The organism is Aeromonas sp. QDB11, from assembly GCF_027705265.1.
GTDB lineage: Bacteria > Pseudomonadota > Gammaproteobacteria > Enterobacterales > Aeromonadaceae > Aeromonas > Aeromonas allosaccharophila.
The window spans coordinates 11,942-35,597 of record NZ_JAPDBM010000003.1; the positions used below are offsets into that span (position 1 = coordinate 11,942).

Annotated in this window: 26 protein-coding genes; 6 read left to right on the forward strand and 20 right to left on the reverse strand. The window is 58.0% G+C overall.

The genetic code is table 11. From position 1 onward, the window contains the following. Positions 1–116 precede the first annotated feature (116 nt). A complete protein-coding gene (murJ, locus tag OKC40_RS01525) occupies positions 117–1,685 on the reverse strand; it encodes a murein biosynthesis integral membrane protein MurJ (RefSeq protein WP_270793914.1) in 1,569 nt (522 codons plus the stop codon). A gap of 191 nt (positions 1,686–1,876) precedes the next feature. Between murJ and rpsT the strand changes: the two genes are divergently transcribed. Beyond that, positions 1,877–2,140: a 30S ribosomal protein S20 gene (rpsT, locus tag OKC40_RS01530; RefSeq protein WP_005308808.1), complete on the forward strand. Its 264-nt coding sequence runs from the start codon at positions 1,877–1,879 to the stop codon at positions 2,138–2,140. Positions 2,141–2,189: 49 nt separating this feature from the next. On the opposite strand, the gene OKC40_RS01535 is transcribed toward rpsT, so the two are convergent. The 8 genes from OKC40_RS01535 to rppH all read right to left on the reverse strand — a co-directional run bounded on the left by OKC40_RS01535 (position 2,190) and on the right by rppH (position 9,788). Next, positions 2,190–2,492, reverse strand: a complete 303-nt coding sequence (locus OKC40_RS01535) for an ArsR/SmtB family transcription factor (RefSeq protein WP_013724128.1) — start codon at positions 2,490–2,492, stop codon at positions 2,190–2,192. A gap of 51 nt (positions 2,493–2,543) precedes the next feature. Beyond that, positions 2,544–3,476 (reverse strand): transcriptional activator NhaR, encoded by a 933-nt coding sequence (nhaR, locus tag OKC40_RS01540; protein ID WP_270793915.1) that lies wholly within the window; start codon positions 3,474–3,476, stop codon positions 2,544–2,546. Continuing rightward, a complete protein-coding gene (locus OKC40_RS01545; protein WP_270793916.1) occupies positions 3,463–3,870 on the reverse strand; it encodes a hypothetical protein in 408 nt (135 codons plus the stop codon). Before OKC40_RS01545 ends, nhaR begins: the two co-directional genes overlap by 14 nt. Beyond that, on the reverse strand, positions 3,867–5,057 hold the full coding sequence (gene nhaA / locus OKC40_RS01550; RefSeq protein WP_234604415.1) for a Na+/H+ antiporter NhaA: 1,191 nt from the start codon (positions 5,055–5,057) through the stop codon (positions 3,867–3,869). Before nhaA ends, OKC40_RS01545 begins: the two co-directional genes overlap by 4 nt. Before the next feature lie 223 nt (positions 5,058–5,280). Beyond that, positions 5,281–6,075 carry a thymidylate synthase gene (gene thyA, locus OKC40_RS01555; protein ID WP_270793917.1) on the reverse strand — a complete coding sequence of 265 codons (795 nt, stop codon included), beginning with the start codon at positions 6,073–6,075 and terminating at the stop codon, positions 5,281–5,283. After that, positions 6,075–6,899, reverse strand: a complete 825-nt coding sequence (gene lgt / locus OKC40_RS01560) for a prolipoprotein diacylglyceryl transferase (RefSeq protein WP_058058352.1) — start codon at positions 6,897–6,899, stop codon at positions 6,075–6,077. Before lgt ends, thyA begins: the two co-directional genes overlap by 1 nt. 67 nt (positions 6,900–6,966) lie before the next feature. Further along, a complete protein-coding gene (ptsP, locus tag OKC40_RS01565) occupies positions 6,967–9,246 on the reverse strand; it encodes a phosphoenolpyruvate--protein phosphotransferase (RefSeq protein WP_270793918.1) in 2,280 nt (759 codons plus the stop codon). Positions 9,247–9,260: 14 nt separating this feature from the next. Further along, positions 9,261–9,788 carry an RNA pyrophosphohydrolase gene (rppH, locus tag OKC40_RS01570; protein ID WP_033135511.1) on the reverse strand — a complete coding sequence of 176 codons (528 nt, stop codon included), beginning with the start codon at positions 9,786–9,788 and terminating at the stop codon, positions 9,261–9,263. A gap of 733 nt (positions 9,789–10,521) precedes the next feature. Between rppH and mutH the strand changes: the two genes are divergently transcribed. Together mutH and OKC40_RS01580 are read left to right on the forward strand one after the other, a co-directional pair. Next, on the forward strand, positions 10,522–11,196 hold the full coding sequence (gene mutH / locus OKC40_RS01575; RefSeq protein ID WP_042059668.1) for a DNA mismatch repair endonuclease MutH: 675 nt from the start codon (positions 10,522–10,524) through the stop codon (positions 11,194–11,196). Between the two features lie 80 nt (positions 11,197–11,276). Further along, positions 11,277–11,600, forward strand: coding sequence for an isoamylase early set domain-containing protein (locus OKC40_RS01580; RefSeq protein ID WP_005348910.1), 324 nt, complete (start codon positions 11,277–11,279; stop codon positions 11,598–11,600). Positions 11,601–11,708: 108 nt separating this feature from the next. On the opposite strand, the gene rplS is transcribed toward OKC40_RS01580, so the two are convergent. From rplS to ffh, 5 genes are all read right to left on the reverse strand, one after another. After that, a complete protein-coding gene (gene rplS / locus OKC40_RS01585; RefSeq protein ID WP_005313505.1) occupies positions 11,709–12,056 on the reverse strand; it encodes a 50S ribosomal protein L19 in 348 nt (115 codons plus the stop codon). Between the two features lie 32 nt (positions 12,057–12,088). Continuing rightward, entirely contained in the window at positions 12,089–12,838 is a 750-nt protein-coding gene (trmD, locus tag OKC40_RS01590; protein ID WP_005340400.1) for a tRNA (guanosine(37)-N1)-methyltransferase TrmD, read from the reverse strand. Positions 12,839–12,872: 34 nt separating this feature from the next. Then, positions 12,873–13,394, reverse strand: coding sequence for a ribosome maturation factor RimM (rimM, locus tag OKC40_RS01595; RefSeq protein WP_042059665.1), 522 nt, complete (start codon positions 13,392–13,394; stop codon positions 12,873–12,875). Positions 13,395–13,418: 24 nt separating this feature from the next. Further along, positions 13,419–13,667: a 30S ribosomal protein S16 gene (gene rpsP, locus OKC40_RS01600; protein WP_042059663.1), complete on the reverse strand. Its 249-nt coding sequence runs from the start codon at positions 13,665–13,667 to the stop codon at positions 13,419–13,421. 177 nt (positions 13,668–13,844) lie between these two features. Further along, positions 13,845–15,221 (reverse strand): signal recognition particle protein, encoded by a 1,377-nt coding sequence (gene ffh / locus OKC40_RS01605; protein WP_033135516.1) that lies wholly within the window; start codon positions 15,219–15,221, stop codon positions 13,845–13,847. 202 nt (positions 15,222–15,423) lie between these two features. Between ffh and OKC40_RS01610 the strand changes: the two genes are divergently transcribed. Together OKC40_RS01610 and OKC40_RS01615 are read left to right on the forward strand one after the other, a co-directional pair. Then, positions 15,424–16,212 (forward strand): cytochrome C assembly family protein, encoded by a 789-nt coding sequence (locus tag OKC40_RS01610; RefSeq protein WP_270793919.1) that lies wholly within the window; start codon positions 15,424–15,426, stop codon positions 16,210–16,212. Positions 16,213–16,252: 40 nt separating this feature from the next. Then, positions 16,253–17,533, forward strand: a complete 1,281-nt coding sequence (locus OKC40_RS01615; RefSeq protein ID WP_042059662.1) for an HlyC/CorC family transporter — start codon at positions 16,253–16,255, stop codon at positions 17,531–17,533. A 40-nt stretch (positions 17,534–17,573) separates the two neighbouring features. Here the strand turns inward: OKC40_RS01615 and OKC40_RS01620 are convergent, their stop codons facing one another. Further along, positions 17,574–18,044: an Rrf2 family transcriptional regulator gene (locus OKC40_RS01620; RefSeq protein WP_042059661.1), complete on the reverse strand. Its 471-nt coding sequence runs from the start codon at positions 18,042–18,044 to the stop codon at positions 17,574–17,576. A gap of 111 nt (positions 18,045–18,155) precedes the next feature. On the opposite strand from OKC40_RS01620, the gene hmpA reads away from it, so the two are divergent. Next, complete coding sequence (hmpA, locus tag OKC40_RS01625) at positions 18,156–19,349, forward strand: NO-inducible flavohemoprotein (protein ID WP_270793920.1); 1,194 nt, start codon at positions 18,156–18,158, stop codon at positions 19,347–19,349. 99 nt (positions 19,350–19,448) lie between these two features. Here hmpA and OKC40_RS01630 read toward each other — a convergent pair whose 3' ends face one another. The 5 genes from OKC40_RS01630 to OKC40_RS01650 all read right to left on the reverse strand — a co-directional run bounded on the left by OKC40_RS01630 (position 19,449) and on the right by OKC40_RS01650 (position 23,643). Then, complete coding sequence (locus tag OKC40_RS01630) at positions 19,449–20,048, reverse strand: tetratricopeptide repeat protein (protein WP_410487625.1); 600 nt, start codon at positions 20,046–20,048, stop codon at positions 19,449–19,451. 380 nt (positions 20,049–20,428) lie between these two features. Then, complete coding sequence (gene mdh, locus OKC40_RS01635; protein ID WP_069554449.1) at positions 20,429–21,364, reverse strand: malate dehydrogenase; 936 nt, start codon at positions 21,362–21,364, stop codon at positions 20,429–20,431. Between the two features lie 221 nt (positions 21,365–21,585). Beyond that, a complete protein-coding gene (gene artM, locus OKC40_RS01640; RefSeq protein ID WP_058053931.1) occupies positions 21,586–22,248 on the reverse strand; it encodes an arginine ABC transporter permease ArtM in 663 nt (220 codons plus the stop codon). 3 nt (positions 22,249–22,251) lie between these two features. Beyond that, complete coding sequence (gene artQ / locus OKC40_RS01645; RefSeq protein ID WP_270793921.1) at positions 22,252–22,902, reverse strand: arginine ABC transporter permease ArtQ; 651 nt, start codon at positions 22,900–22,902, stop codon at positions 22,252–22,254. 3 nt (positions 22,903–22,905) lie between these two features. Beyond that, positions 22,906–23,643: a transporter substrate-binding domain-containing protein gene (locus OKC40_RS01650; protein WP_019445594.1), complete on the reverse strand. Its 738-nt coding sequence runs from the start codon at positions 23,641–23,643 to the stop codon at positions 22,906–22,908. Positions 23,644–23,656: the final 13 nt, after the last annotated feature.

Genomic DNA, 23,656 nt, shown 5'->3' on the forward strand with positions numbered 1-23,656 from the left:
GCGGATTATATATCAGGCAGCAGGCAGGGTCAGCCCTCATAGCCTGATTTCAACTATCCGGGCCCAATCCCGCACCCCGTGGCGCCATGAGGCACTCTCCCCATGGCGCCGCAAGGTCACGACGACTGCTGCCCCGATTTAAGGTGACGCGGCCGAATGCCCAGCAGCAGCAACACCACGGCATAGACCGCAGCCCCCAGCGACAGCAGCATGGTCAGCTGCAAACTGGCCTTGCCCATGCTCCATGCGCCCCACTGGGCCAGATCCGGCGACAGGTAGGCGAGCACGCCCCCCATCAGCACACTGGCGACCAGCAGTTTGAGGCAGAACACCCCGGTATGGCGGGAGGGGCGATAGACGCTCTGCTGGTACAACCCCTTGAACAACAATGCCGCATTCAGGGTACCCGAGCAGGCGGTCGAGAACGCCAGACCCACGTAACCGAGCGGATAGATGAAGAGGAGGTTGCAGACCATGTTGGCCGCCATCGACATCATCCCGATCCGCACCGGCGTCTTGGTATCCTGACGGGCGTAATAGCCGGGTGCCAGCACCTTGATCAGCATCAGAGAGAGCAGACCGGTGGTGGATGCCAGCAGGCTGGCGCTCGACATGGCCACTTCATGCAGGCCAAACTCGCCGCGCATAAACAGCACCCGCAAAATGGGTTCGCGCATGACCGCAATGCCGATCATGGCGGGCAGGCCGAGCAGCATTACCATCCGTACCCCCCAATCCATGGTACGGGAGAAATCGGCCGGATCGGCATCCACATGCTTTTTCGCCAGCGCAGGCAGGATCACGGTACTGATGGCCACCGCAAACAGGCCGAGGGGGAACTCCAGCAGGCGATCCGAGTAGTAGAGGTAGCTGATGGCACCGGTCGCCAGGAAGGAGGCGAGCATGGTGTTGACCAGCAGGTTGATCTGGCTGACCGAGACCCCGAACAGGGCCGGGATCATCAGGGTGCGGATCTTCACCACTCCCGGGTGATGCCATCCCCACTTGGGCCACACCAGCATGTTGATTTGGCGCAAAAAGGGGTACTGGAACAAAAACTGCACCAAACCGCCCAAAAAGACACCAATCGCCAGCGAGATCTCCGGTTTGTCCATCAGCGGCGCAATCCACCAGGCCGCGGCAATCATGGTGATGTTGAGAAACACCGGCGTGAACGACGAGACCGCAAAGCGGCCAAAGGTGTTGAGGATGGCCCCCGCCATGGCGGTAAAGGTGATGAACCAGAGGTAGGGGAAGGTGATTTTGAGCATCAGACTGGCGAGCTCGAACTTCTCGGCCGCAGGGCCGCCGTGCAACCAGTCCCAGAACCAGCCCCAGCCAAACAGTGCGGTCAGCACACCCGACCCCAGTACCCCGAGCAGGGTAACTACCGTCACTATGCCCCCCAGCGTCCCTGCCACCGCGGCCAGCAATTCACGCACTTCCCCCTCGTCGCCATTTTTCTTGTACTCCGTCATTACGGGAACAAAGGCCTGGTTGAAGGCACCTTCGGCGAACAGACGACGCAGAAAGTTGGGAATGCGATTGGCAAAGAAGAAGACGTCTGCGGCCACCCCGGCACCGAGCAGATTGGCGATGACCACATCGCGAACCAAGCCCATTACGCGGGATGCCAGCGTCATTCCGGACACTATCATGCCGGATTTGATCAATTTCTTACTCAAGACGAGGCCTCTGGAACTGTCAGAATGAAAAGAATGCTGCTAGAATCGGCCGACAGTTTAACCGTCTCCCTACTGACACACCACCGGGAGGCGGTGTTTATTTGCACAAATCATTTGACATTATGTGGTTGGAAGGGCATATTTCCGGGCCTTTTCAATACACTCGCTAAGACAGTTTTAGGAGTTTTACCTTGGCTAACATCAAATCTGCTAAGAAGCGCGCTCTTCAGTCAGAAAAACGCCGTCAGCACAACGCCAGCCGTCGTTCCATGACCCGTACCTACCTGAAGAAAGTCATCGCTGCTATCGCCTCTGGCGACAAAGCTGCCGCGACTGCCGCTTTCGCTGTTGCTCAGCCGATCATGGATCGTATGGCGACCAAAGGCCTGATCCACAAGAACAAAGCTGCTCGTCACAAGAGCCGCCTGTCTGCCCAGATCAAAGCTATGGCTTAATCAGCTTCTGCTGATCAAAGCTGAAAAAACCGGCCTTAGTGCCGGTTTTTTATTTATCTGCGCTGCAATAGAGTCGATGCAGCAAACTGATCATTTCACGCACCTCATGGCTGCGCAGCGAATAGTAGACCGTCTGGGCCTCTTTGCGCGTCGTCACCAGTTCATCCCGCCGCAACAGCGCCAGATGCTGTGACAAGGCCGACTGACTCAATCCCAATCGCTCGTTGAGCTCCCCCACCGACAGCTCCCGCTCCAGCAACTGGCACAGAATAAACAGCCGCCGTTCGTTGGCCAGCGCCTTGAGCAAGGCCACCGCTTTACTCGCATTGGCTTCCATCTCTTCAAGTTGCATCACATCTCTCCTCTGCCACTCATCGCCGATGATACGTGGTGACGGGTCGTTTTAAAACGACAGGGTGGCCGGCTGGATGGCGGAGAAGTTCTCCTGCCCGGAAAAGAGAAAGCTAAAATCGCTCTCGCAGACCCGCTTCACCGCCGGATGCTGGATCATCCGCTCGGCAAAGATGACGTAATACTCCTCCATCAGATCCTGGGTCTCCCCGATCAGCATCACCCCCTCCCCCTCGAGGATCTCCTCCCGATAAATGGTAGGAGCCATGAAGATGCCCTGATTGAAGAAGCCAAACGCCTTCATCAAGGCGGCATCATCGAACTCGCCAAGAATGCTGGGAGAAACCCCCTGCTGCTCGAACCACTGAGTCAGTTGACGCCCCATGGCGGTACGACGACCGGGGATCAGCAGCTTGCGCTCCTCCAGACAGGCGGGAAAGGGCTTTTCGGGCAGCGGCGCCTTGCAGAAGAAGCTGACGCCACAGCCGCCCAGCCGTTTGGAGAGCAGCCCCGCATGCTGGCTGGAGTCTACCGGACAGTCGGAGAGGATCATGTCGAGCTTGTGCTCGCTCAGCTGCTCCAGCAGTAGTTCGTGGGTCGACTCGAAGCAGCGCAGGTGGATGGAGCCATCATTCGGAATAACAGAAAGCAGCACGCGGCTGGCAAGGCGCTTGGAGAGGGCATCGGCGATGCCGACGTCGAACAGGATCTGGCTCTCCTTGCGATAGTTGACGATATCGAGCATCTCGTAGGAGAGGCTGAACATCTTGTCGGCATAACGAAATACCAGCTGGCCCAGCTCGGTTGCCTCGAGCGAGCGCCCCTTGCGCTTGAGCAGCTTGCCGCCGAGGCGCTGCTCCAGCAGCTTGATCTGGCCAGTGACCGTTTGCGGGGTCAAAAAAAGGGCTTCCGCTGCCTGGGTAACGGAGCCCTTCTTCTGAGTCATCCAAAAATAGTAAAGGTGGTTGTAGTTAAGGTGTGACATCCGATGGGGTTCCCGCGGTGCGCGGACTCCGGTAGCAGCTGAGTTCAACCGCCAGAATGTCATACATGTCGCTGACCGAGTCAACCTTGTTCGCGCCAAACTGCTCCATCAGGCTGGCCTTGAGGCGTACCTTTTCGGGCATCCGGTCAGCGCAATAACGCTTGTTGGAGTGTTTGACCCGCTCGCCAGCCCGGCTGCTCAGCGCCCGCTCGGAGAAGGTCTCGCCAAAGCGCGCCTTGGCCTGCTTGTCACCCAGCAGCAGGGCGCTATCGACCACTCCGTTCAGATAGGCGGAGCAGTTCGCCGAGGCGGCGTCCTGCTTGCAATCCTCCAGCCCGCCGGCCCATGCCGCGGGGCTCAGCAACAGCATCAACAACCCTGTATGTAGCTTCATAGTCCCTCCGTACTCTGTTCCCCTTCACCCTTGGGAAGGGCCATGCGCAAGGCCAGATAGCCGACTACCGCCGCCATGGTGGAGCCCACCAGGATCCCGAGGCGAGAGTAGCTGCCGTAATCCAGCCCACCGTGCTCGAAGGCGAGCGACGCGATAAACATCGACATGGTAAACCCGATGCCACAGAGGATGCTGACCGCAAAGATCTGCATGAAGTTGACCCCGGGCGGCAACTGGGCGATGCCCAGTTTGACCGACAGCCAGCTGATGGTGAACACCCCGAGCGGCTTGCCGATAAACAGCCCCAGCATGATCCCCATCGGCACCGGGCTCAGCAGGGAGGAGAGACCAATCCCCTCCAGCGATACCCCGGCGTTGGCAAAGGCAAACAGCGGCAGGATCAGATAGGCACTCCAGGGGTGCAACTTGTGCTCCAGATACTTGAGCGGCGAGGCGTAACGCTTGCCATTCAGCGGAACCATAAAGCCCACCACCACACCCGCCAGGGTCGCATGGACACCAGACTTGAGCACCGCCACCCAGAGCACCAGACCGACCAGCATGTAGAGGCTGATCCTGTCCTCACCACGGCGATTCATCCAGAGCAGGGTGAGGGTTGCCAGAATACCGATGGCCAGCGCCTCCAGCGACAACTGCTGGGTATAGAAGAGCGCGATGATGATGATGACACCGAGGTCATCCATGATGGCCAACGCCAGCAGGAATACTTTCAGGCTCACCGGCACCCGCTTGCCGAGCAGCGCCATCACCCCGAGGGCAAAGGCGATATCGGTCGCAGCCGGAATGGCCCAGCCAGCGCGCGCCACGTCGTCCGAATAGTTGAAAAAGGCGTAGATCAAGGCCGGCGCCAGCATGCCGCCCACCGCTGCAATGGCCGGGAAGGTCGCCTGAACCCGGGTCGAAAGCGCCCCTTCCAGCATTTCACGCTTCACTTCCAGACCAACCAGCAGGAAGAAGATCGCCATGAAGCCATCGTTGATCCAGAGCAGCAGCGGCTTGTTGATGTCGAGGGCCGCGATGCGCACCTGCACCGGCGTGTCGAGAAATGCCTGATACCCGCCAGCCAGCGCGGTATTGGCTAAAATCATTGCCAGCATGGCAGCCATGATCAGAATAATTCCGGAGGCGGCCTCCAGCTTCAGGAACTTTTTGATTACGTCACTCATGGTTAAATTTTCCACCGCATTGCTTTGATTTGAGTCTATATCCTGCAACAACCAATGGAAAATCGTTTCTTGCTGCTCAACACAACGAAAAAACCGAAGGCAAAATAGAACATACCTGCTATAAGCAGGTTTTGCCTCGTCTCAGGCTACCGTCTTCTTAATCAATGAAATGAATTTTCAATTATTTAGCTGCATAAAAAAGGCGCCCTGAGGCGCCTTGCTATCAGATGGCGACGGGCGCCTTGATACCGGGATGGGGGTCATAACCCTCGATCTCGAAATCCTCGAACTTGTAGTCGAAGATGGAGTCCGGCTTGCGCTTGATCACCAGGGTCGGCTGCGGGCGCGGCTCACGGGAGAGCTGCAGCGCAGTCTGCTCCATGTGGTTGGAGTAGAGGTGCACATCACCACCAGTCCAGACGAAGTCACCCACTTCCAGATCGCACTGCTGGGCCATCATATGGGTCAACAGGGCGTAGCTGGCGATGTTGAACGGCAGGCCGAGGAACACATCACAGCTGCGCTGGTAGAGCTGGCAGGAGAGCTTGCCGTCCGCCACATAGAACTGGAAGAAGGCGTGGCAGGGGGCCAGCGCCATCTTGTCCAGCTCGCCCACGTTCCAGGCGGAGACGATGATGCGGCGCGAATCCGGGTTGTGCTTGATGTCATCCACCGCTTTCTGGATCTGGTCGATGACAGACCCGTCGGCCGCAGGCCAGGAGCGCCACTGAGCACCGTAAACCGGCCCCAGATCGCCATTCTCATCGGCCCACTCATCCCAGATGCTGACGCCGTTTTCCTTCAGATAGGCGGTATTGGTATCACCATTGAGGAACCAGAGCAGCTCGTGAATGATGGAGCGCAGGTGGCACCTCTTGGTGGTCACCAGCGGGAAACCTTCCGCCAGGTTGAAGCGCATCTGATGGCCGAACAGGGAGACGGTACCGGTGCCGGTACGGTCTGACTTGACGGTGCCCTCATCGAGGATCTTCTGCATCAGGTCGAGATAAGCTCGCATTATTTCGCCTCCTTCACGGCATTACCGAACAACTGTGGACGCTTGTAGGCAACCCAAATCATCAGGGCTCCGGCGATAATCATCGGGGTGGAGAGGATCTGGCCCATGCTGATCTCCTGGAAATAGAGACCAAGCTGGCTGTCCGGCTGGCGCACAAACTCCACCAGGAAGCGGAACAGGCCGTAGAACAGCAGGAACATGCCGGAGATGGCGCCGCGCGGCGGGTTCTTGCGCCAGAACAGGTTGAGGATGATAAACAGTACTACCCCTTCCAAGGCGAACTGGTAGAGCTGGGAGGGGTGACGCGGCTCTGGACCGGCCTCCGGGAAGATGATGGCCCACGGCACATCGGTGACCCGGCCCCACAGTTCGCCGTTGAGGAAGTTGCCGATCCGGCCAACGCCGAGACCAAACGGAATGAGCGGTGCCACAAAGTCGGCCACGGTGAAGAAGTGGCGCTTGGTCTTGTGGGCAAACCAGATCATCGCGGTGATCACCCCGATCAACCCACCGTGGAACGACATACCGCCGGTCCAGATCTTGAACAGATAGGTGGGATCCGCGAGGAAGAGATCGAAGTTGTAGAACAGCACGTAACCGACACGGCCACCAAGGATCACCCCGAGGAAACCGTAGAACAGCAGATCCGACACCTCGTTGCGGGTCCAGCCGCTGTTCGGCGCATCGGCGCGACGGCCGGCAAGCCACATGGCAAACGCGAAACCGAACAGGTACATGAGACCATACCAGCGTACCGATAGTGGTCCCAAACTGAATGCTACGGGATCAATCTGCGAGAAAACCCAATATCCATCGTGCTGCATATGCGGCCCCAGTCAAAATAAAAGCCGCATTTTCCGATCATTCGTCAGCAGGGACAAGGCATGATTATCAATCACTCTGTTTCGATTTATGACCGGCTCGCAGCAAACCGCCCAAACCATGCTCCTCCAGATAGCGGGCAAACAGGCCGCGCAGTACATGGGGGTTGTCATGTTTGAGGCCATCGGCCATCAGTTCGGTCAACTCGCTCAGGGTGGATTGACGCAGCACGTACTTGATCCGGGCGATGTTGTGGGTGTTCATACTGAAGCGGCGATAGCCCATGGCAAGCAGCAGCAATACACCGACCGGATCACCGGCCAGCTCGCCACACACCGACACCGGCTTCTGGTAACGGTGGGAAGCATCAACCAGCTGTTGCAGGGCGCGGATCACCGCAGGATGGAAGGCATCATAGATGTTGGCGACCCGGGAATTGTTGCGATCTACCGCCAGCAGGTACTGGGTCAGGTCGTTACTGCCCACCGACCAGAAATCGATGAGCGGCGCCATCTCCGGCAAGATAAAGAGGGCTGAGGGCACCTCGATCATCACCCCGAGGCTGGGGTAGCGGATCACCGCATCGCGGCTCGCCGCCTCTTCCGACACTTCCCGCCATGCCTGATCCAGCAGACGACGGGAAGCTTTGATTTCGCTGACGCTGCTGATCATCGGCAGCATGATGGCCAGATTGTCCAGCCCTTCACTGGCCCTCAGCATCGCCTTGAGCTGCACCAGAAACAGTTCGGGGTGATCCAGGGTGATCCGGATCCCCCGCCAGCCAAGGAAGGGGTTTTCCTCGACGATGGGGAAATAGGGTAACGGCTTGTCGCCGCCCACATCCAGCGTCCGCATGCAGACCGGCCGGTTGCGGTAGGTCTCCAGAATGCCGCGATAGCGGGCAGTCTGTTCCCACTCGGAGGGGAAGCTCTCCTGCAGCATAAAGGGGATCTCGGTGCGATAGAGACCGACCCCGTCCGCCAGCTGATTGAGGGAGATCTCGGTATCGGCACTGAGACCGGCGTTGAGCAGCAGGGAGACCTTGGTGCCGTCCGCCGTCTCCGAAGGCTGGTTGTCGACGCTGCGCACCAGGGTATCGAGCGCCCGCTCTTCGCTCAGCAGCTGACGATACTCGGTCAGGATCACCTGATTGGGCTCGATGAAGAGATCACCACTATAGCCATCGACGACCAGCATGCGACCACCGATGTCACCAAGGGGCAGATCAACCCCCATGATGGCGGCCACCCCCATGGCGCGGGCCAGAATGGCCGCGTGGGAGTTGGTCCCCCCCTTGAGCGAGACCACCCCGGTCAGATACTCGCGGGGCACTTCCGCCAGAATGGTAGCAGTCACCTCGTCGGCAACCAGCACCACCGGCTCGCCGATGGAGATATGTTCCGGTTCATTCTGCACCAGTCGGCTGATCAGCCGCTGGGCAATATCCTTCACGTCAGTGGAGCGCTCCTGCAGGTAGGGATCCTTCATCCCCTTGAACTGCTCGATCAAGCGATCACTGATGAGCTTGACCGCAGATACCGCAGTCCAGTGCTCCTTGCTCACCTTGTTGCGAATGGGCTTGATGTAGCCGGGATCGCTGAGCAGATGGAGATAGATATCGAAGATCGCCACCGAATCCTGGCTGTAGCTCTCGCGAAAACGCAGCGCCAAACTCTCCAAGTCGTGACGCACCTCCTCCACGGCCAGCTCCAGCCGCGCCAGCTGGCTGGCATGGTCTTCATCCTTGCGCGGGGTAATGGACGAGAGCGCCTTGCGGGGCCGCCACACCCAGGCCTTGGCCATGGCGATGCCGCTGGCACCGGCAATACCGCGCAGCGGCTTGCTCCAGTCGGTCTTCTGCAACCACCCCTTGGCCTGCGCCTGGGCAATCCGCGCCGCCAGCTGGGCCGCCAGGGTGACCATGAAGGACTCTTCCCCCTCATCGAAGCGGCGACTCTCCTTCTGCTGCACCACAAGAATGCCGACCACCTGACGCTGATGCATGATGGGGGCCCCGAGGAAGGAGCGGAACGCCTCTTCGGCCACATCGGGCAGGAATTTGAAGCTGGGGTGTGCGGGGGCATCAGCCAGGTTGATCAACTCTTCCCGCTGACCGACCAGACCGACGATGCCCTGCTCGTAGGGCAGGGTCACCTTGCCGACCGCGGACGGGGCCAAGCCGTCGGTAGCCGCCAGGCGATAGCGGCGCACCTCGGGTTCCGAGACATAGACGGAGCAGCAGTCCACTGCCATGGCGTGCCGGGTCTGGCTCACCAATGCCTGCAAGGCCTGCTCGAGGGTATTGGCCTCGGCCATGCTCTCGACGATACGTCTCAGTTCCGTTAACAACTAATCTGTGCTCCTTAACGGGCGCGGTTGCGCCGCCCATCCTTCTTGTTGACCTGCACTGCCGGCACCGGCATCGCCAGCGGGGCAAACTCTTTCATGACCCTGCGGTAAACCTCCCGCTTGAACGAGACGACCTGACGCACCGGGTACCAGAAGCTGACCCAACGCCAGTCGTCAAATTCGGGATGGCCATGACAGCCGAACTGGATCCGCGATTCCCTGCCCGGACCAAGTTGTAACAGGAACCATTTTTGCTTTTGGCCAATACAGACCGGTGAACTGTCCCAGCGGACAAGACGTTTGGGTAAACGGTACTTTAGCCAGTTACGACTGGTGGCCATGATGGTCACATCTTCGGGCTTGAGGCCAATCTCCTCATACAGCTCTCGATACATGGCCTGCTCTGGCGTTTCACCATCATCAACCCCCCCCTGCGGAAACTGCCAGGAGTGCTGCCCATAGCGTTTAGCCCACAACACTTGTCCTTCACGGTTACAGATCACGATACCGACATTGGGACGAAATCCGTCGCCATCAATCACGTGATCACCTTATAAAGGCTGAATCTATAAGGAGATTGTTCCACATTCACTCCGTGGCAGCAAACAAGGAGTGAATCCCCTGTTTCATGAATAACTTTCAATTTCAAACATACTTATAAACAAATCCAAGGATCCGCACCCCCAAGTTGCCCACCCAGGCTGTGCATAAAGCTGTTAGCAAACGGGTATATACAGTACTTTTAAACTGTACGCAAAAAGCGTTCTCCCGCGCAACCCCGCAGGCGAAAAGACAAAAAAACATTACTATACATATAGTTGAATCAAAACGACTGGATCTAGATCCATGTCCATCAAAGAGCCAGATCCATGATCCAGATTGTGAACAACTTCAACTGCTCAAAGATCCACCGCGGCGAAATTATCCACAGGAGTGGCACAATATCTACCCCGTTTACCCGGTAAAAATGGGGTGGCATTCACAATTTTTTGTAACATATCAGCGACGCCACCCACTTTCATCCACTTATCCAAGATTTCTGTGGATAACTGTGTGTAACATCATGCACAAACCCTTGGACAACTATTTCGAGGTCAAACCAGGCCAGGATCCCGGCTCGACAAAACAGACAAAACCCTTTAAAATCATCACGATGAGCTGATAGCCCCCAAATTCTCTGCATTTGATCTTATCCACTCAGGATCGGTTATAAAAACAGCGATCCTTCTCGGGATCCTCCCCTGTTAGACTATGGCGAGCAAGATGGAGCCAACTATGCCAAGCAATCCCCAATCCGAGCAGGAGTTATTGAGCCGCGCCTATGCCATGGCTGGCTTCACCTTGGCGCAGCTGGCCGCCGAGGCTGGCGTCGCGGTGCCCAACGATCTGCGCCGTGACAAGGGGTGGGTCGGTCAGTTGATCGAGCTGCAACTGGGGGCCAGCGCAGGGAGCAAGCCGGAACAGGACTTCCCGGAGCTGGGGATCGAACTCAAGACGATCCCCGTGGATCCTCAGGGCAAACCGCTGGAAACCACCTTCGTCTGCGTCGCCCCGCTGATCGGCGTCAGCGGCCAGCGCTGGGAGGAGTCAAACGTGCGCAACAAGCTCTCCCGGGTACTCTGGATCCCGGTGGAAGGCAGTCGCGAGATCCCGGTTGGCGAGCGGCGGGTCGGTATGCCGCTGATGTGGAGCCCGAATGAAGAGGAAGATCGGCTACTGCGTCAGGACTGGGAGGAGCTGATGGACATGATTGTGCTGGGGGAAGTGGAGCAGATCAGCGCACGCCACGGCCAGGTGATGCAACTGCGGCCCAAGGCTGCCAACAACAAGGCGCTGACGCGGGCCATCGGTCGCGATGGTCAACCCATCATGACCCTGCCGCGCGGCTTCTATCTCAAGATCGACTTCACCCACAGCCTGCTGCAACGCTATTTTGCCTTGCCGACTTGATCTGCCTTATCAACATCTTTGTCATATGATGGTATAAAAATAGACAGGAGCCATTTTTAACTCACAGACAAGGAGGCGTCATGCCACTGATCAAACAGTTTTTAAAGTCCAAGCCCGAGGTCAAGGTGACCTTCGCCGTAGAGAAGGAGGCCGCCGCAGGCGCGGAGCAGGTGATGCTGATCGGCGAGTTCACCCAGTGGCAACCGGTCGAGCTGAAGCGCATGAAGAGCGGCGAGTTCAAAGCCACCCTCAATCTGCCAACCGATGGCCCGGGTTACTTCGAATATTGCTACCAGCTCATCACCCCGGCAGGGGAGACCCTCTACGAGAATGACTGGGCAGCAGATGACTATGTACCAGGCCCCTTCGGGCGAGACAACTCGGTAGTTCGGGTCATCCAGTAACGGCTCCCAGATAGCCAATAGACGGATACAAAAAAGGCTCGCCATTGGCGAGCCTTTTCACTACCTGTCGAGCTATTTGCCGACATACCGACACCAATTCGAATCGAATTAGTTGAGCTTCTCTTTGATACGAGCAGCTTTGCCGGACAGGTTGCGCAGGTAGTACAGTTTGGCGCGGCGAACATCACCACGACGCTTCAGTTCTACACTGTGGATCAGCGGAGAGTGAGTCTGGAATACACGCTCAACACCTTCGCCGTTGGAGATCTTGCGAACGGTGAAAGCAGAGTGCAGACCGCGGTTACGCTTGGCAATAACGATGCCTTCGAAAGCCTGCAGACGCTCTTTACCACCTTCTTTAACACGAACTTGAACACGTACAGTGTCGCCCTGGGCAAAAGCCGGGATGTCGGTACGCAGTTGCTCTTGTTCAAGCTGCTGAATAATCTTGCTCATTGTCTTTCCTTACCTAGGATAAACTGAAAACTCTACTTAACGCTGTCACGCACTTCGCGGACATACTCGGCAAGAAGTGATTCTTGCTCGTCAGTCAGAGCTAGGTTGTTAATAAGTTCCGGCCTTCTTTGCCAGGTTCGTCCGAGCGATTGCTTGAGACGCCAGCGTCGAATCACTTCGTGATTGCCGCTTGTCAGCGCCTCGGGCACCGCCAATCCATCCAACACCTCCGGCCGAGTATAGTGGGGATGATCCAGCAAGCCATCCGTAAAGGAGTCTTGCTCGGCACTGGCCTGATCGCCCAAAACCCCAGGGACCAGACGCGAAACCGCATCGATCAGGGTCATGGCAGGCAACTCGCCACCACTTAACACGTAATCCCCGATAGACCACTCTTCGTCGACTTCGGTTTGTATCACGCGTTCATCGATACCTTCGTATCGACCGGCTACCAGAATCAGTTTCTGATTCGTCGCCAACTCGGTTACGCCCGCTTGAGTCAGCTTGCGTCCCTGAGGAGAGAGATAGATGACTTTCGCCCCGTCTCCCGCCGCTTGCTTGGCTGCATGAATCGCGTCACGCAGCGGCTGAACCATCATTAACATGCCGGGCCCACCACCATAAGGACGATCATCGACCGTACGGTGTTTATCGTGGGTAAACTCCCGGGGGTTCCAGCACTCAATCTGCAGCAGGCCACTCTTGACGGCCCGACCCGTTACCCCGTGCTCGGTAATGGCTCGGAACATTTCAGGGAAGAGGCTAATGACCCCAATCCACATAAGAAACCTCCGGCACCCGTGTTAGCGCGGGAAACTAGAAACCAGGATCCCAATCAACTTCGATTGTTCGAGCAGTCAGATCAATATTCTTGATCACCTGCTCTTCCAGGAACGGAATCAACCGCTCCTTTGCACCAAAGGCATCTTTTACATTGGCCTCAACCACCAACACATCGTTGGAGCCGGTTTCCATCAATTCGGTCACCTTGCCCAGGTCGTATCCCTTGGTGGTCACCACGGAGCAACCAATCAGGTCACGCCAGTAGAACTCACCTTCAGGCAACGCAGGCAACAGATCGGCGGGTACGCCAATCTCGACATTGGTCAATGCCAGGGCATCCTCGCGCACATCGATACCATCGAGTTTGCAGATCAGACCCTTGTTGTGACGTTTCCAGGATGAAACCCGAATTTCACGCCACGCCCCGTTCTGATTAATCAGCCAGGGGTTGTAATCGAAAATCGCTTCGGCAACATCGGTGAAGGAGTTCACTTTAAGCCAGCCCTTGATGCCATAAACGGTACCCAGGGTGCCCAGAACTATAGGTTTTTCCACCTTAACTCCTTACCGTTTGGCTGATTAAGCAGCTTTTTTAGCGTCTTTGATCAGCTTGGCAACGCGGTCAGAAACAGCGGCACCAGTAGCAACCCAATGCTCGATACGAGCCAGGTCCAGGTTCAGCTTTTCAGCAGAACCAGCAGCAACCGGGTTGAAGAAACCAACGCGCTCGATGAAGCGACCGTCACGGGCGCAACGGCTGTCAGAAACTACTACCTGGTAAAACGGACGCTTTTTCGCGCCACCACGTTGTAAACGAATGGTTACCATATCGTCCTCATTAACATCTAATGAACAAGGCCCGCAAACACGCGGACCCTAGCTTAAAATAAGCCGCGTAATTCTACTTGGATTCGTAATAATTGCAACCAAGCCAGCCATTTTTTGCGCAGAACCGCAATGAAAAGGGGCCTGCCGCTGCAGACCCCCATCAACACGCAGGCCGGATCAGAACGGGCCGCGGCCGCCACCGAAACCGGGGGGCATCATGTTCTTCATCTGGCTCATCATCTTGCGCATGCCGCCCTTGCCGGACATTTTTTTCATCATGCGCTGCATCTCGGTGAACTGCTTGAGCAGCTTGTTCACGTCCTGCACCTGCATGCCGGAGCCTGCAGCGATACGGCGTTTGCGGGAACCCTTGATGAGATCGGGGTGGGCACGCTCCTTGGGCGTCATGGAGCTGATGATCGCCTCCATCCGTACAGTGAGCTTGTCATCCATCTGATCTTTCACGTTATCCGGCAAGCCGGACATGCCGGGCAACTTGTCGAGCATCCCCATCATGCCGCCCATGTTGCGCATCTGGGCCAGCTGCTCGCGGAAATCTTCCAGATCGAAGCCTTTACCACTCTTTACCTTGCTGGCCAGCTTGGCCGCTTTCTCTTTATCGACGTTGCGCTCAACCTCTTCGATAAGGGAGAGCACATCGCCCATACCGAGGATGCGGGAGGCGAGACGATCCGGGTGGAATGGCTCCAGCGCGTCAGTCTTCTCACCCATACCGATAAACTTGACCGGCTTGCCGGTGATGTGGCGCACCGACAGCGCGGCACCACCACGGGCGTCACCATCCGCCTTGGTGAGGATCACACCGGTGAGCGGCAACGCTTCGTTAAACGCCTTGGCGGTGTTGGCGGCATCCTGACCAGTCATGGCATCGACCACGAACAGGGTTTCGACCGGCTTGATGGTGGCGTGCAGATGCTGGATCTCGGCCATCATCTCGCTGTCGACGTGCAGACGACCGGCGGTATCGACGATCACCACGTCATAGAACTTCTTGCGCGCCTGATCGATGGCGGCGGTGGCGATGTCGACCGGCTTCTGGCTGGCGTCGCTCGGGAAGAAGTCGACCCCGATGTCGCTAGCCAGGGTCTCCAGCTGCTTGATCGCCGCAGGGCGATAGACGTCAGCACTGACCACCAGCACTTTCTTCTTGCTACGCTCTTTGAGCAGTTTGGCCAGTTTGCCGACCGTGGTGGTCTTACCGGCACCCTGCAGACCGGCCATCAGGATGATCGCAGGCGGCTGGGCAGCCAGGTTGAGCTGTTCGTTGGCCTCCCCCATCACGGTGACCAGTTCACCGTGCACAATCTTGATGAATGCCTGGCCCGGGCTCAGGGATTTGGCCACTTCCTGCCCGACTGCGCGCTCTTTGACGCGCGCCACGAAATCACGCACTACCGGCAGGGCGACATCCGCCTCGAGCAGCGCCATGCGGACTTCGCGCAGGGTTTCCTTGATGTTCTCTTCGGTCAGGCGACCACGGCCACTGACATTGCGCAAGGTGCGCGAGAGTCGTTCAGTCAAATTCTCAAACATGACGGATTCCGGTTCTTGGCGTAATAAATTGGGGGCATTATAACCCAGAGCGGGCGCGAGGACGATTATTCACCGCACCGCAGCAGCAGGGACCTTCTCCCTATATATGGGCAGATCGACCGTTGCACAACTGGCGAGCACTTCTCGTGCAAGGTATACTGCCCCTCTTACCCTCAAAAGCTTGTGCAACAACGACCTGGTTATGATCGTAATCTCTGTTCTGGCCCTGGCGTTTTATCTGCTGGCCATCATCGCCTCCCTGCATCTGTTACTGAGCGCCAAGCCGGTGGGACAGCGCTCCCTGTTTGCCTGTATCGGATTGGCCCTGATCGCCCATGCCAGCGCCCTTGGCTCAGAGGTATTGCAGAGTTCCGGCCAGAACCTGAGCATGCTCAACGTAGCCTCGCTGGTGAGTCTCATCATCAGTTGCTTCATGACCTGCGTCACCCGCCGCTTCAACGGCTGGATCCTGCTGCCGGTGGTCTACAGCTTCTCGGCCCTGCTGCTGGCAGCCAGTGCCCTGATCCCGGGTCGCTATATCACCCATCTGGAGGCCCATCCCCAGCTGTTGCTGCACATCGGCCTCGCGCTGATGGCCTACTCGGTATTGATGATCGCCTGTCTGTTTGCGCTGCAGCTCTCCTGTCTGGACAAGCAACTTAAGTCTAGAAAAATCAGTAATCTGCCAGCCATGCCACCACTGATGACGGTGGAGAAACGGCTGTTCCAGCTCATCTCTGCGGGGGTGCTGCTGCTGACCCTCTCCATCGCCTCCGGCCTCTTCTTCCTCGAAGACATGTTCGCCCAGGGCAAATCCCACAAGGCGGTGCTCTCCATTCTTGCCTGGTGTGTCTACGTGCTGTTGCTGTGGGGTCATCACACCTATGGCTGGCGCGGCCGCAAAGTCATCACGCTTAGTCTGATTGGCAGCGTCATCCTGACTCTTGCCTACTTTGGCAGCCGCTTCGTCAAAGAAGTGTTGTTGAGCTGACCCCTACTCTTTTCTTCACACCATCCAACAGGAGCCCTTTTTGGACAGCATCTCAACGAGCACATTACTGATTGTCCTCGTTATCTTGATCCTTCTATCCGCTTTTTTTTCCAGTTCCGAAACCGGTTTGATGTCCATCAACCGCTACAAGCTGCGGCATCTGGCACAGACCAAACACAAAGCCGCACGCCGCGTCGAGCAACTGCTCGCCCGCCCCGATCGCCTGCTGGGGCTGATCCTGATCGGCAACAATCTGGTCAATATCCTCGCCTCCGCCATCGCCACCATCGTCTGCATCCGGCTGTTTGGTGATCTCGGCGTCGCCATCGCCACCTTCGGCCTGACCCTGGTGGTGCTGGTGTTTGGTGAAGTGACCCCCAAGACCCTGGCCGCCATGTTCCCGGAGAAGATCGCCTATCCCGCCTCCTGGATCCTCAAGGGATTGATGGTACCGCTCTCGCCGCTGGTCTGGCTGATCAACGGTATCACCAGCGGCCTGCTCAAGATGCTGAAGATCAATCCCAACAAGGATGACTCCCTCAACACCGAGGAGCTGCGCACCATCGTCAACGAGGCAGGCAACCTGATCCCCAAGCGTCATCAGGAGATGCTGCTCAGCATCCTGGATCTCGACAAGATGCTGGTCGAGGACATCATGGTGCCGCGCAGCGATATCTACGCCATCGACATCAACGATGACTGGAAGAGCATCCAGCGTCAGCTGGCTCACTGCGCCCACACCAAAATCCTGCTCTATCGCGACAATATCGACGACGTTGTCGGCTTTTTACACGCGCGCGATGCCCTTAGACTGGTAGCTCGGGATCTGTTCAACAAATCGAGTCTGTTGCGGGAAGTGGACGAAATCTACTTCATTCCGGAAGGCACCCCGCTCAACGTGCAACTGGCCAAGTTCCAGCGCAACAAGGAGCGGATCGGCCTGATCGTCGATGAGTATGGCGATATTCAGGGGCTGATCACCCTGGACGACATTCTGGAAGAGATCGTGGGCGACTTCACCACCTCCATGACGCCAGCGCCGAGCGACGAGATCCACCCCCAGCCGGACGGCACGTTTCTGGTGGAAGGTTCGGCCAGTGTGCGCGAGCTGAACAAGGAGATGAACTGGCACCTGCCCATCGACGGCCCGCGCACCCTCAACGGTCTGATCCTCGAATATCTGGAGGAGATCCCCCAGCCCAACATCGGGATCCGACTGGCCGGTTATCCTATCGAAATCCTCGATGTGGAGAACAACATGGTGAAGATGGCGCGGATCATGCCGGCATCTTACCGAGCTGATACGGATTCACAACATTGAAAAAGGGCTGCCAGTGGCAGCCCTTTTCTATTGCTCATTTTCATTGTTCGTCTTCGTCATCCGGCTCCAGCACCAGGGTCGGGATCAACTCGCCGAAGACCCGTTGCAACTCGTCACGGTTGGCCAGCAGGTCTTGCAGCGTATAGCTGTCCATCACCGCCAAAAATGCATCCATCGCCTCTCGCAGCGCACTCTTGAGCAGGCAGACCGAGACGATATGGCAAACGGGCGAGCCGCAGTCGATCCCGTCCAGATTGCCTTCCAGCGCACGGATAACCTGCCCGATATTGATGGTGGCCGGATCGCAAGCCATGCGAATACCGCCATTCTTGCCCCGCTGGGATTGCAGATAGCCCAGCTTCACCAGCTGATTGACCACCTTCACCATGTGGTTGCGGGAAACGCCATACAGGGCCGATACCTTGGCAACGCTCGACAACTCCCCTTCCGGCAGGGTGGCAAGATAGAGCAGGGCTCTCAATCCGAAATCTGTATAACTGGTTAGTCTCATAAAACCTGATTAGCGCAATGCGAAAAGTGGAGTATTGATTCAAATCAAATAAACATCTAGGATGCCACTTATTAAATGACATTTTATATGTTCAATTAGAATGAGGCCCCTATGCTAGATCAAACCACCGTTGCCGTCATCAAAAGCACCATTCCGCTGCTCGAATCGGCAGGTCCGGCCCTTACCCAGCACTTCTATCAACGGATGTTCAGCCATAACCCGGAGCTGAAAGATATCTTCAATCTGGCCCATCAACGCAGCGGCGGCCAGCCGCTGGCCCTGTTCAATGCGGTCGCAGCTTACGCCAGGAATATCGACAATCTGGGGGCACTCGCCGGTGCGGTCGAGCGGATTGCGCACAAACATACCGGATTCCTGATCCAGCCGGAACAATATCACATTGTAGGTAGTAATCTCTTGGCCACGCTCAAAGAATTGGGTGGAAGTGCGGTCACCGACGAGGTGCTGGAGGCATGGGGCAAGGCGTATGGCGTGCTGGCCGACATCTTCATCGGCCGCGAGCGGGAGATCTATCAGGAAAAGGCCAATCAGGATGGCGGTTGGCAAGGTACCCGCAGCTTCATCATCAAGGAGAAGCGGGCCGAGAGCGCCATCATCACCTCCTTTCTGCTGGCGCCGGAAGATGGCAAGCCGGTATTGGACTTCAAACCGGGCCAATACCTCAGCATCAAGCTGGTTCACCCCGAGCTCGAATATCAGGAGATCCGCCAGTACTCCCTCTCCGATGCCCCCAACGGGCAGGATTACCGCATCAGCGTCAAACGCGAGCCGCAGGGTCAGGTCTCCAACCTGCTGCACGATCACCTGCAGGCGGGCGACAAGATCGAGGTGATGCCCCCCACTGGCGATTTCTACCTGAAAGCCGACAGCCAGACCCCGGTGGTACTGCTCTCCGCCGGTGTTGGCGTGACGCCGATGATGAGCATGCTCAACCAGCTGCTGACAAGCGGCCATCAGGCCGATATCACCTGGCTGCACGCCTGCGAACAGGGCGCAGTGCACGCCTTCCGGGAGGATATTCAGCAAAAATCCCGCCAGCATCCCAACTTGCTGAGCCGGGTCTGGTATCGGGAGCCGGAGGCCAGTGATGTGCCGGGCGAAGATTACGACCTTTCCGGCACCATGGATCTGACCGCAGTGAAGGAACGCATCACGCCAGAGGCTCACTATTACTTCTGTGGCCCCCTCGGCTTCATGCAGGAGATCAAGCGGCAGCTGCTGGCGGCGGGGGTGCCGGCCGATCAGCTCCATTATGAAGTTTTTGGCCCCCATCAAGATCTCTAAGGCGCGGACGGCCATATAACGGAGGAAGGTTCCGGCCTGTCATGGCACGGCGGCTGGAACCGGACCCACAGATGCAGATCTGTGGGTCATTTTGTTGGATCAGTGCATCGCCTTGGCGCGGGCCACCACGTTGGCCGGCATCCGGTTGCCAAGACGGCTGAGCAGACTCGCCGCCTTCTGGTGCAGCGCCTTGTCACCGATGACTGCGCCATGGAGCCAACGGTAGGCATCCTCATAATCGAGCGGACTGCCCATCCCCTGCAGCAGCATCTCGACCCACTCGATGCGGGCCCGCAGAAAACCGAGGCTGGCCGCCTCGCGCATCAGGGTCTCGGCTCGCACCAGATCCTTCTGCACCATAGTTCCTTTCCAGTAGTAGCGACCCAGCTGCTCCAGCGCCGGCGCCAACCCCTGATTGGCCGCCTCCCACATATATTGCACTCCGAGTTCGGCATTGGGCTTGGTACAGACGCCCCACGCCAGCATATCCCCCCAGAGGTACTGATAGGCCGGGATCTTCATCACCGAGGCACGCGCTTCGATATCCTGAGTCAGCTGACAGCGATCCTGCTTAACCTGAGTGAGATGACGCCCCTGCTCAATCCAGTTGAGCAGCTCGTCCTGACGATAGAGTGGCACCGCCTGCAACTCGCCAGCGGCCAGTGGCGCGGGAGGTGCAACCGCAGCAGCGGGTTCCACCGGTTGTGGCAGCGGTGCGGCTCCCTCGCCACTGCTGGCGACCGGTGTGGCCGGCTCGGCCGGGAGCAAGACGGGGGCAGCCTCAGAGGGCGCAGGCGTAGCAGCAGAGACAGGCGCCGTTGCCACCACAGCACTGCTTGCGGTCGGTGTCGAGGCAGTGACCGCTGGCGCATCGCTCGATACGGCAGCCGATACCGCCTCGGCGCCATAGAGGGGCGCGCTGAATGCACCGACAAGAACGAGAAGGGTAAGGGGTTTCATCATAAGGATCTCCTGCTGCACTCTGTTATCGGCACCAACCCCCATCCCCTTAGCCTGCCGGGCGGATCTCATCAATACAAAAGGGAGCCGAAGCTCCCTTGTTGGCACGGTTGACCCGCTTACTTGACGAAATCGACACCCAGCTGGATATCGGCTTTCAGGGTAGCCAGCATGCCTTCCATCGCTTCCTGCTCGAACGCGCTCAGCTTGCCGTAATCCAGTACGGTTTCGACGCCGTTCTTGCCCAGCAGTACCGGCTGCGCGAAGAAGGTGGCGTGCTCGCCGTTGCCTTCCACGTAGGCACACTCGATGACGTTGGCTTCGCCCTGCAGACCCTTGATGAGGGAGAGACCGAAGCGGCAAGCCGCCTGACCCATGGATAGGGTCGCAGAACCGCCACCGGCTTTGGCTTCCACCACTTCGGTACCGGCATTCTGGATGCGCTTGGTCATGGCAGCTACTTCTTCAGCAGTGAAGGAGGCTCCTTCAATCTGGGAGAGCAGCGGCAGAATGGTCACGCCACTGTGACCACCGATCACGTTGACGCGTACCTTGTCGATGTTCAGCCCTTTGGCGGCGGCCACGAAGGTCTCGGCGCGGATCACGTCCAGGGTGGTGACACCGAACAGACGACGCTTGTCATAGACACCGGCTTTCTTCAGCACTTCGGCGGCGATGGCCACAGTGGTGTTGACCGGGTTGGTGATGATGCCGATCAGTGCTTTCGGGCAAGTGGCCGCACACTTCTCGACCAGATTCTTGACGATACCGGCGTTGATGTTGAACAGGTCGGAGCGATCCATCCCCGGCTTGCGTGCCACACCGGCGGAGATCAGCACCACATCGGCCCCAACCAGCGCAGGAGTCGGATCTTCACCGCAGAAGCCCTTGATGGCGACGTCGGTAGGAATATGACTGAGGTCAACGGCCACACCCGGGGTGACCGGGGCGATGTCATACAGGCTCAGCTCGGAGCCAGCCGGCAGACGGTTTTTCAACAGCAGAGCGAGGGCTTGACCGATGCCACCAGCGGCACCCAGAACGGCAACTTTCATGATCAACTCCATGTTTAAGCGTAGGTTTAAGGTTGTTTCTTGTTGTGCGCCCAACCTTAATGGATCCCCCCATAAAAAACAATCTGATAACAGTTGCAGTCACGGGTTCTGTGAGCCACGAAACACGCGGGAGCAAAAATTGGAGGGAAATACAAAAAGTTGGAGGAGAAGCACAGTTTTTCTGCACTTCTCCTTACCATAAAGAGGTAGTTATGAAGGTTTCAGGATTGAAATGCCAACGCCCGTTTTTCACACCAGCGAAAACCAATTGTTAACAATCCGTTCATCGCCAGATAAAGCCCGCCAGCCACCCCGAACACCGCCAGGGTATCGTAGGTCTGGGCATTCAACCCCTGCGCCAGCCCCATGATGTCCATGATGGTGATGGTACTGGCGAGGGAACTCCCCTTGAGCACCAGGATCACCTCGTTGGAGTAGGCAGGCACCAGATGACGGGCCGCGTGGCGCACCTTCATCCAGAGGGTTTGCCCGGAGGAGAAACCCAGCGCCCGGCACGCTTCCACCTCACCGGCCGGGATGGCATCGAGCGCCCCCTTGAACAACCGGGTGGAGTAGGCCGCCGTGTTGAGACCCAGCGCCAGCACGGCGCAGAACCAGGGCTGCTTGAGCAGCGGCCAGAGCGGGCTGGCTTTCAGCCACTCGAACTGCCCCGGCCCGTAGTAAATCAGGAAGATCTGAATGAGTAGCGGCGTACCGGTAAAGATCAGCACCCACAACTGTACCAGCTGGGTCGCCACCGGCAGGCGCAACTCCAGCACCCAGGTCATCAGGGCCGCCAGAGCTATCCCCAGCAGCAGGCTGAACAGGGTCAGCTCCAGCGTGGTGACCAGACCGCCCAGCAAAGTGACGAGATACTCTTGCATCGGTTAGCCTCCGTAGCGGCGGGTGTAGCGGGCAGCGAGCCCGAGGCCGTACTCGCTCACCAGACTGATAGCCAGATAGATGAGGGCCGCAGCGGCATACCAGGTGAAGGGCTGATAGGTACTGGCCGAGGCCATCTGCGCCTGACGCATCATCTCGTTCACCCCGATCAGCGACACCAGCGCGGTATCTTTCAGCAATACCAGCCACTGGTTGCCGAGGCCCGGCAGGGCGTGACGCCACGCCTGCGGCAGCACGATACGAAAGAAGATGTGGCCCTTGCCAAGACCGAGCGCCATCGCCGCCAACCGCTGCCCGGCAGGCACCGCATTGAGCGCCGCCCGCAGGGTCTGGGTCGCATAGCTGGCAAACAGCAGGGAGAGCGCCAGCACGCCGCAGGCGAACGGGCTGAACTCCACATACTCGCCGGTGATGAGGAACAGCACCTGGGTCGAGCCGAAGTAGATGAACAGCACCACCAGCAACTCGGGCAGGCCACGGATCAGCGTGGTCAGGGTGGCCACCGGCCACACCAGCGCACGCTGCTTGCTGAGCTCGGCGGCACTGAACGCCAGTGCCAACACCATGCCCCCGACCAGTGATGCCAAGGCCAGCCCGAGGGTCATCCAGGCTGCATCCAACAACAGGCTCAACATGGCTTACTGCGCGAAGTATTTGTCGAAGATTTTCTGATAGGTGCCGTTGGCCTTGATCTCGGCCAGCCCCTTGTTCAGCTGGGTCAGCAGCTCCTGATTGCCCTTGGCGACCGCGATGCCAAAGCCGGTACCGAAGTACTTGGCATCGGTCACTGGCGCACCCACCACCGCATACTCCTTGTGCTGCTTCAGCCAATCGGCAGCAACGGCGGTATCGGCAAACACACCGTCGGTACGACCATTCATCATGTCGAGGAAGGCGCTCTGGTAGCTGGCGTACGGCACGGTCAGCAGGCCCTTGCTCACCCAGTTATCCACCAGATAGGACTGGTGAGAGGTACCGTTCTGCACGCCGACTGTCTTGTCTACCATCTCTTCCGGCCCCTTGAAGGCCCCTTTCTTGGCGACGAATACTGCCGAGTTCTCGTAGTAGATGTCAGAGAAATCGACCTGCGCGGAGCGCTCAGGGGTTACGTCCATGGCGGCAATGGCGGCATCATAGCGACGGAATTTGAGGCTGGGGATCAGGCTGTCAAAGGCCTGGTTGTGGAAGCTGCACTCCAGCTTGGCCTGCTCGCAGATGGCACGGGCCAGATCGATGTCAAAACCCTGAAACTCGTTCTTGTCATCCAGGTATTCGAACGGCGCGTAGGTGGCCTCGGTGGCGAACTTGATCTCTTTGGCCATGACGGAGGTACTCAACAGGCCCATGGCAGCAACCAACAACAGACTCTTTTTCATGACAGCTTCCTTA

Coding starts and splice junctions, on each gene's coding strand:
- OKC40_RS01535 (WP_013724128.1), bottom strand. CDS start 2,492: ATGCAACTTGAAGAGATGGAAGCCAATGCGAGTAAAGCGGTGGCCTTG.
- nhaR (WP_270793915.1), bottom strand. CDS start 3,476: ATGTCACACCTTAACTACAACCACCTTTACTATTTTTGGATGACTCAG.
- OKC40_RS01545 (WP_270793916.1), bottom strand. CDS start 3,870: ATGAAGCTACATACAGGGTTGTTGATGCTGTTGCTGAGCCCCGCGGCA.
- nhaA (WP_234604415.1), bottom strand. CDS start 5,057: ATGAGTGACGTAATCAAAAAGTTCCTGAAGCTGGAGGCCGCCTCCGGA.
- thyA (WP_270793917.1), bottom strand. CDS start 6,075: ATGCGAGCTTATCTCGACCTGATGCAGAAGATCCTCGATGAGGGCACC.
- lgt (WP_058058352.1), bottom strand. CDS start 6,899: ATGCAGCACGATGGATATTGGGTTTTCTCGCAGATTGATCCCGTAGCA.
- mutH (WP_042059668.1), top strand. CDS start 10,522: ATGCCAAGCAATCCCCAATCCGAGCAGGAGTTATTGAGCCGCGCCTAT.
- OKC40_RS01580 (WP_005348910.1), top strand. CDS start 11,277: ATGCCACTGATCAAACAGTTTTTAAAGTCCAAGCCCGAGGTCAAGGTG.
- rplS (WP_005313505.1), bottom strand. CDS start 12,056: ATGAGCAAGATTATTCAGCAGCTTGAACAAGAGCAACTGCGTACCGAC.
- trmD (WP_005340400.1), bottom strand. CDS start 12,838: ATGTGGATTGGGGTCATTAGCCTCTTCCCTGAAATGTTCCGAGCCATT.
- rpsP (WP_042059663.1), bottom strand. CDS start 13,667: ATGGTAACCATTCGTTTACAACGTGGTGGCGCGAAAAAGCGTCCGTTT.
- ffh (WP_033135516.1), bottom strand. CDS start 15,221: ATGTTTGAGAATTTGACTGAACGACTCTCGCGCACCTTGCGCAATGTC.
- OKC40_RS01610 (WP_270793919.1), top strand. CDS start 15,424: ATGATCGTAATCTCTGTTCTGGCCCTGGCGTTTTATCTGCTGGCCATC.
- OKC40_RS01620 (WP_042059661.1), bottom strand. CDS start 18,044: ATGAGACTAACCAGTTATACAGATTTCGGATTGAGAGCCCTGCTCTAT.
- hmpA (WP_270793920.1), top strand. CDS start 18,156: ATGCTAGATCAAACCACCGTTGCCGTCATCAAAAGCACCATTCCGCTG.
- mdh (WP_069554449.1), bottom strand. CDS start 21,364: ATGAAAGTTGCCGTTCTGGGTGCCGCTGGTGGCATCGGTCAAGCCCTC.
- artM (WP_058053931.1), bottom strand. CDS start 22,248: ATGCAAGAGTATCTCGTCACTTTGCTGGGCGGTCTGGTCACCACGCTG.
- artQ (WP_270793921.1), bottom strand. CDS start 22,902: ATGTTGAGCCTGTTGTTGGATGCAGCCTGGATGACCCTCGGGCTGGCC.
- OKC40_RS01650 (WP_019445594.1), bottom strand. CDS start 23,643: ATGAAAAAGAGTCTGTTGTTGGTTGCTGCCATGGGCCTGTTGAGTACC.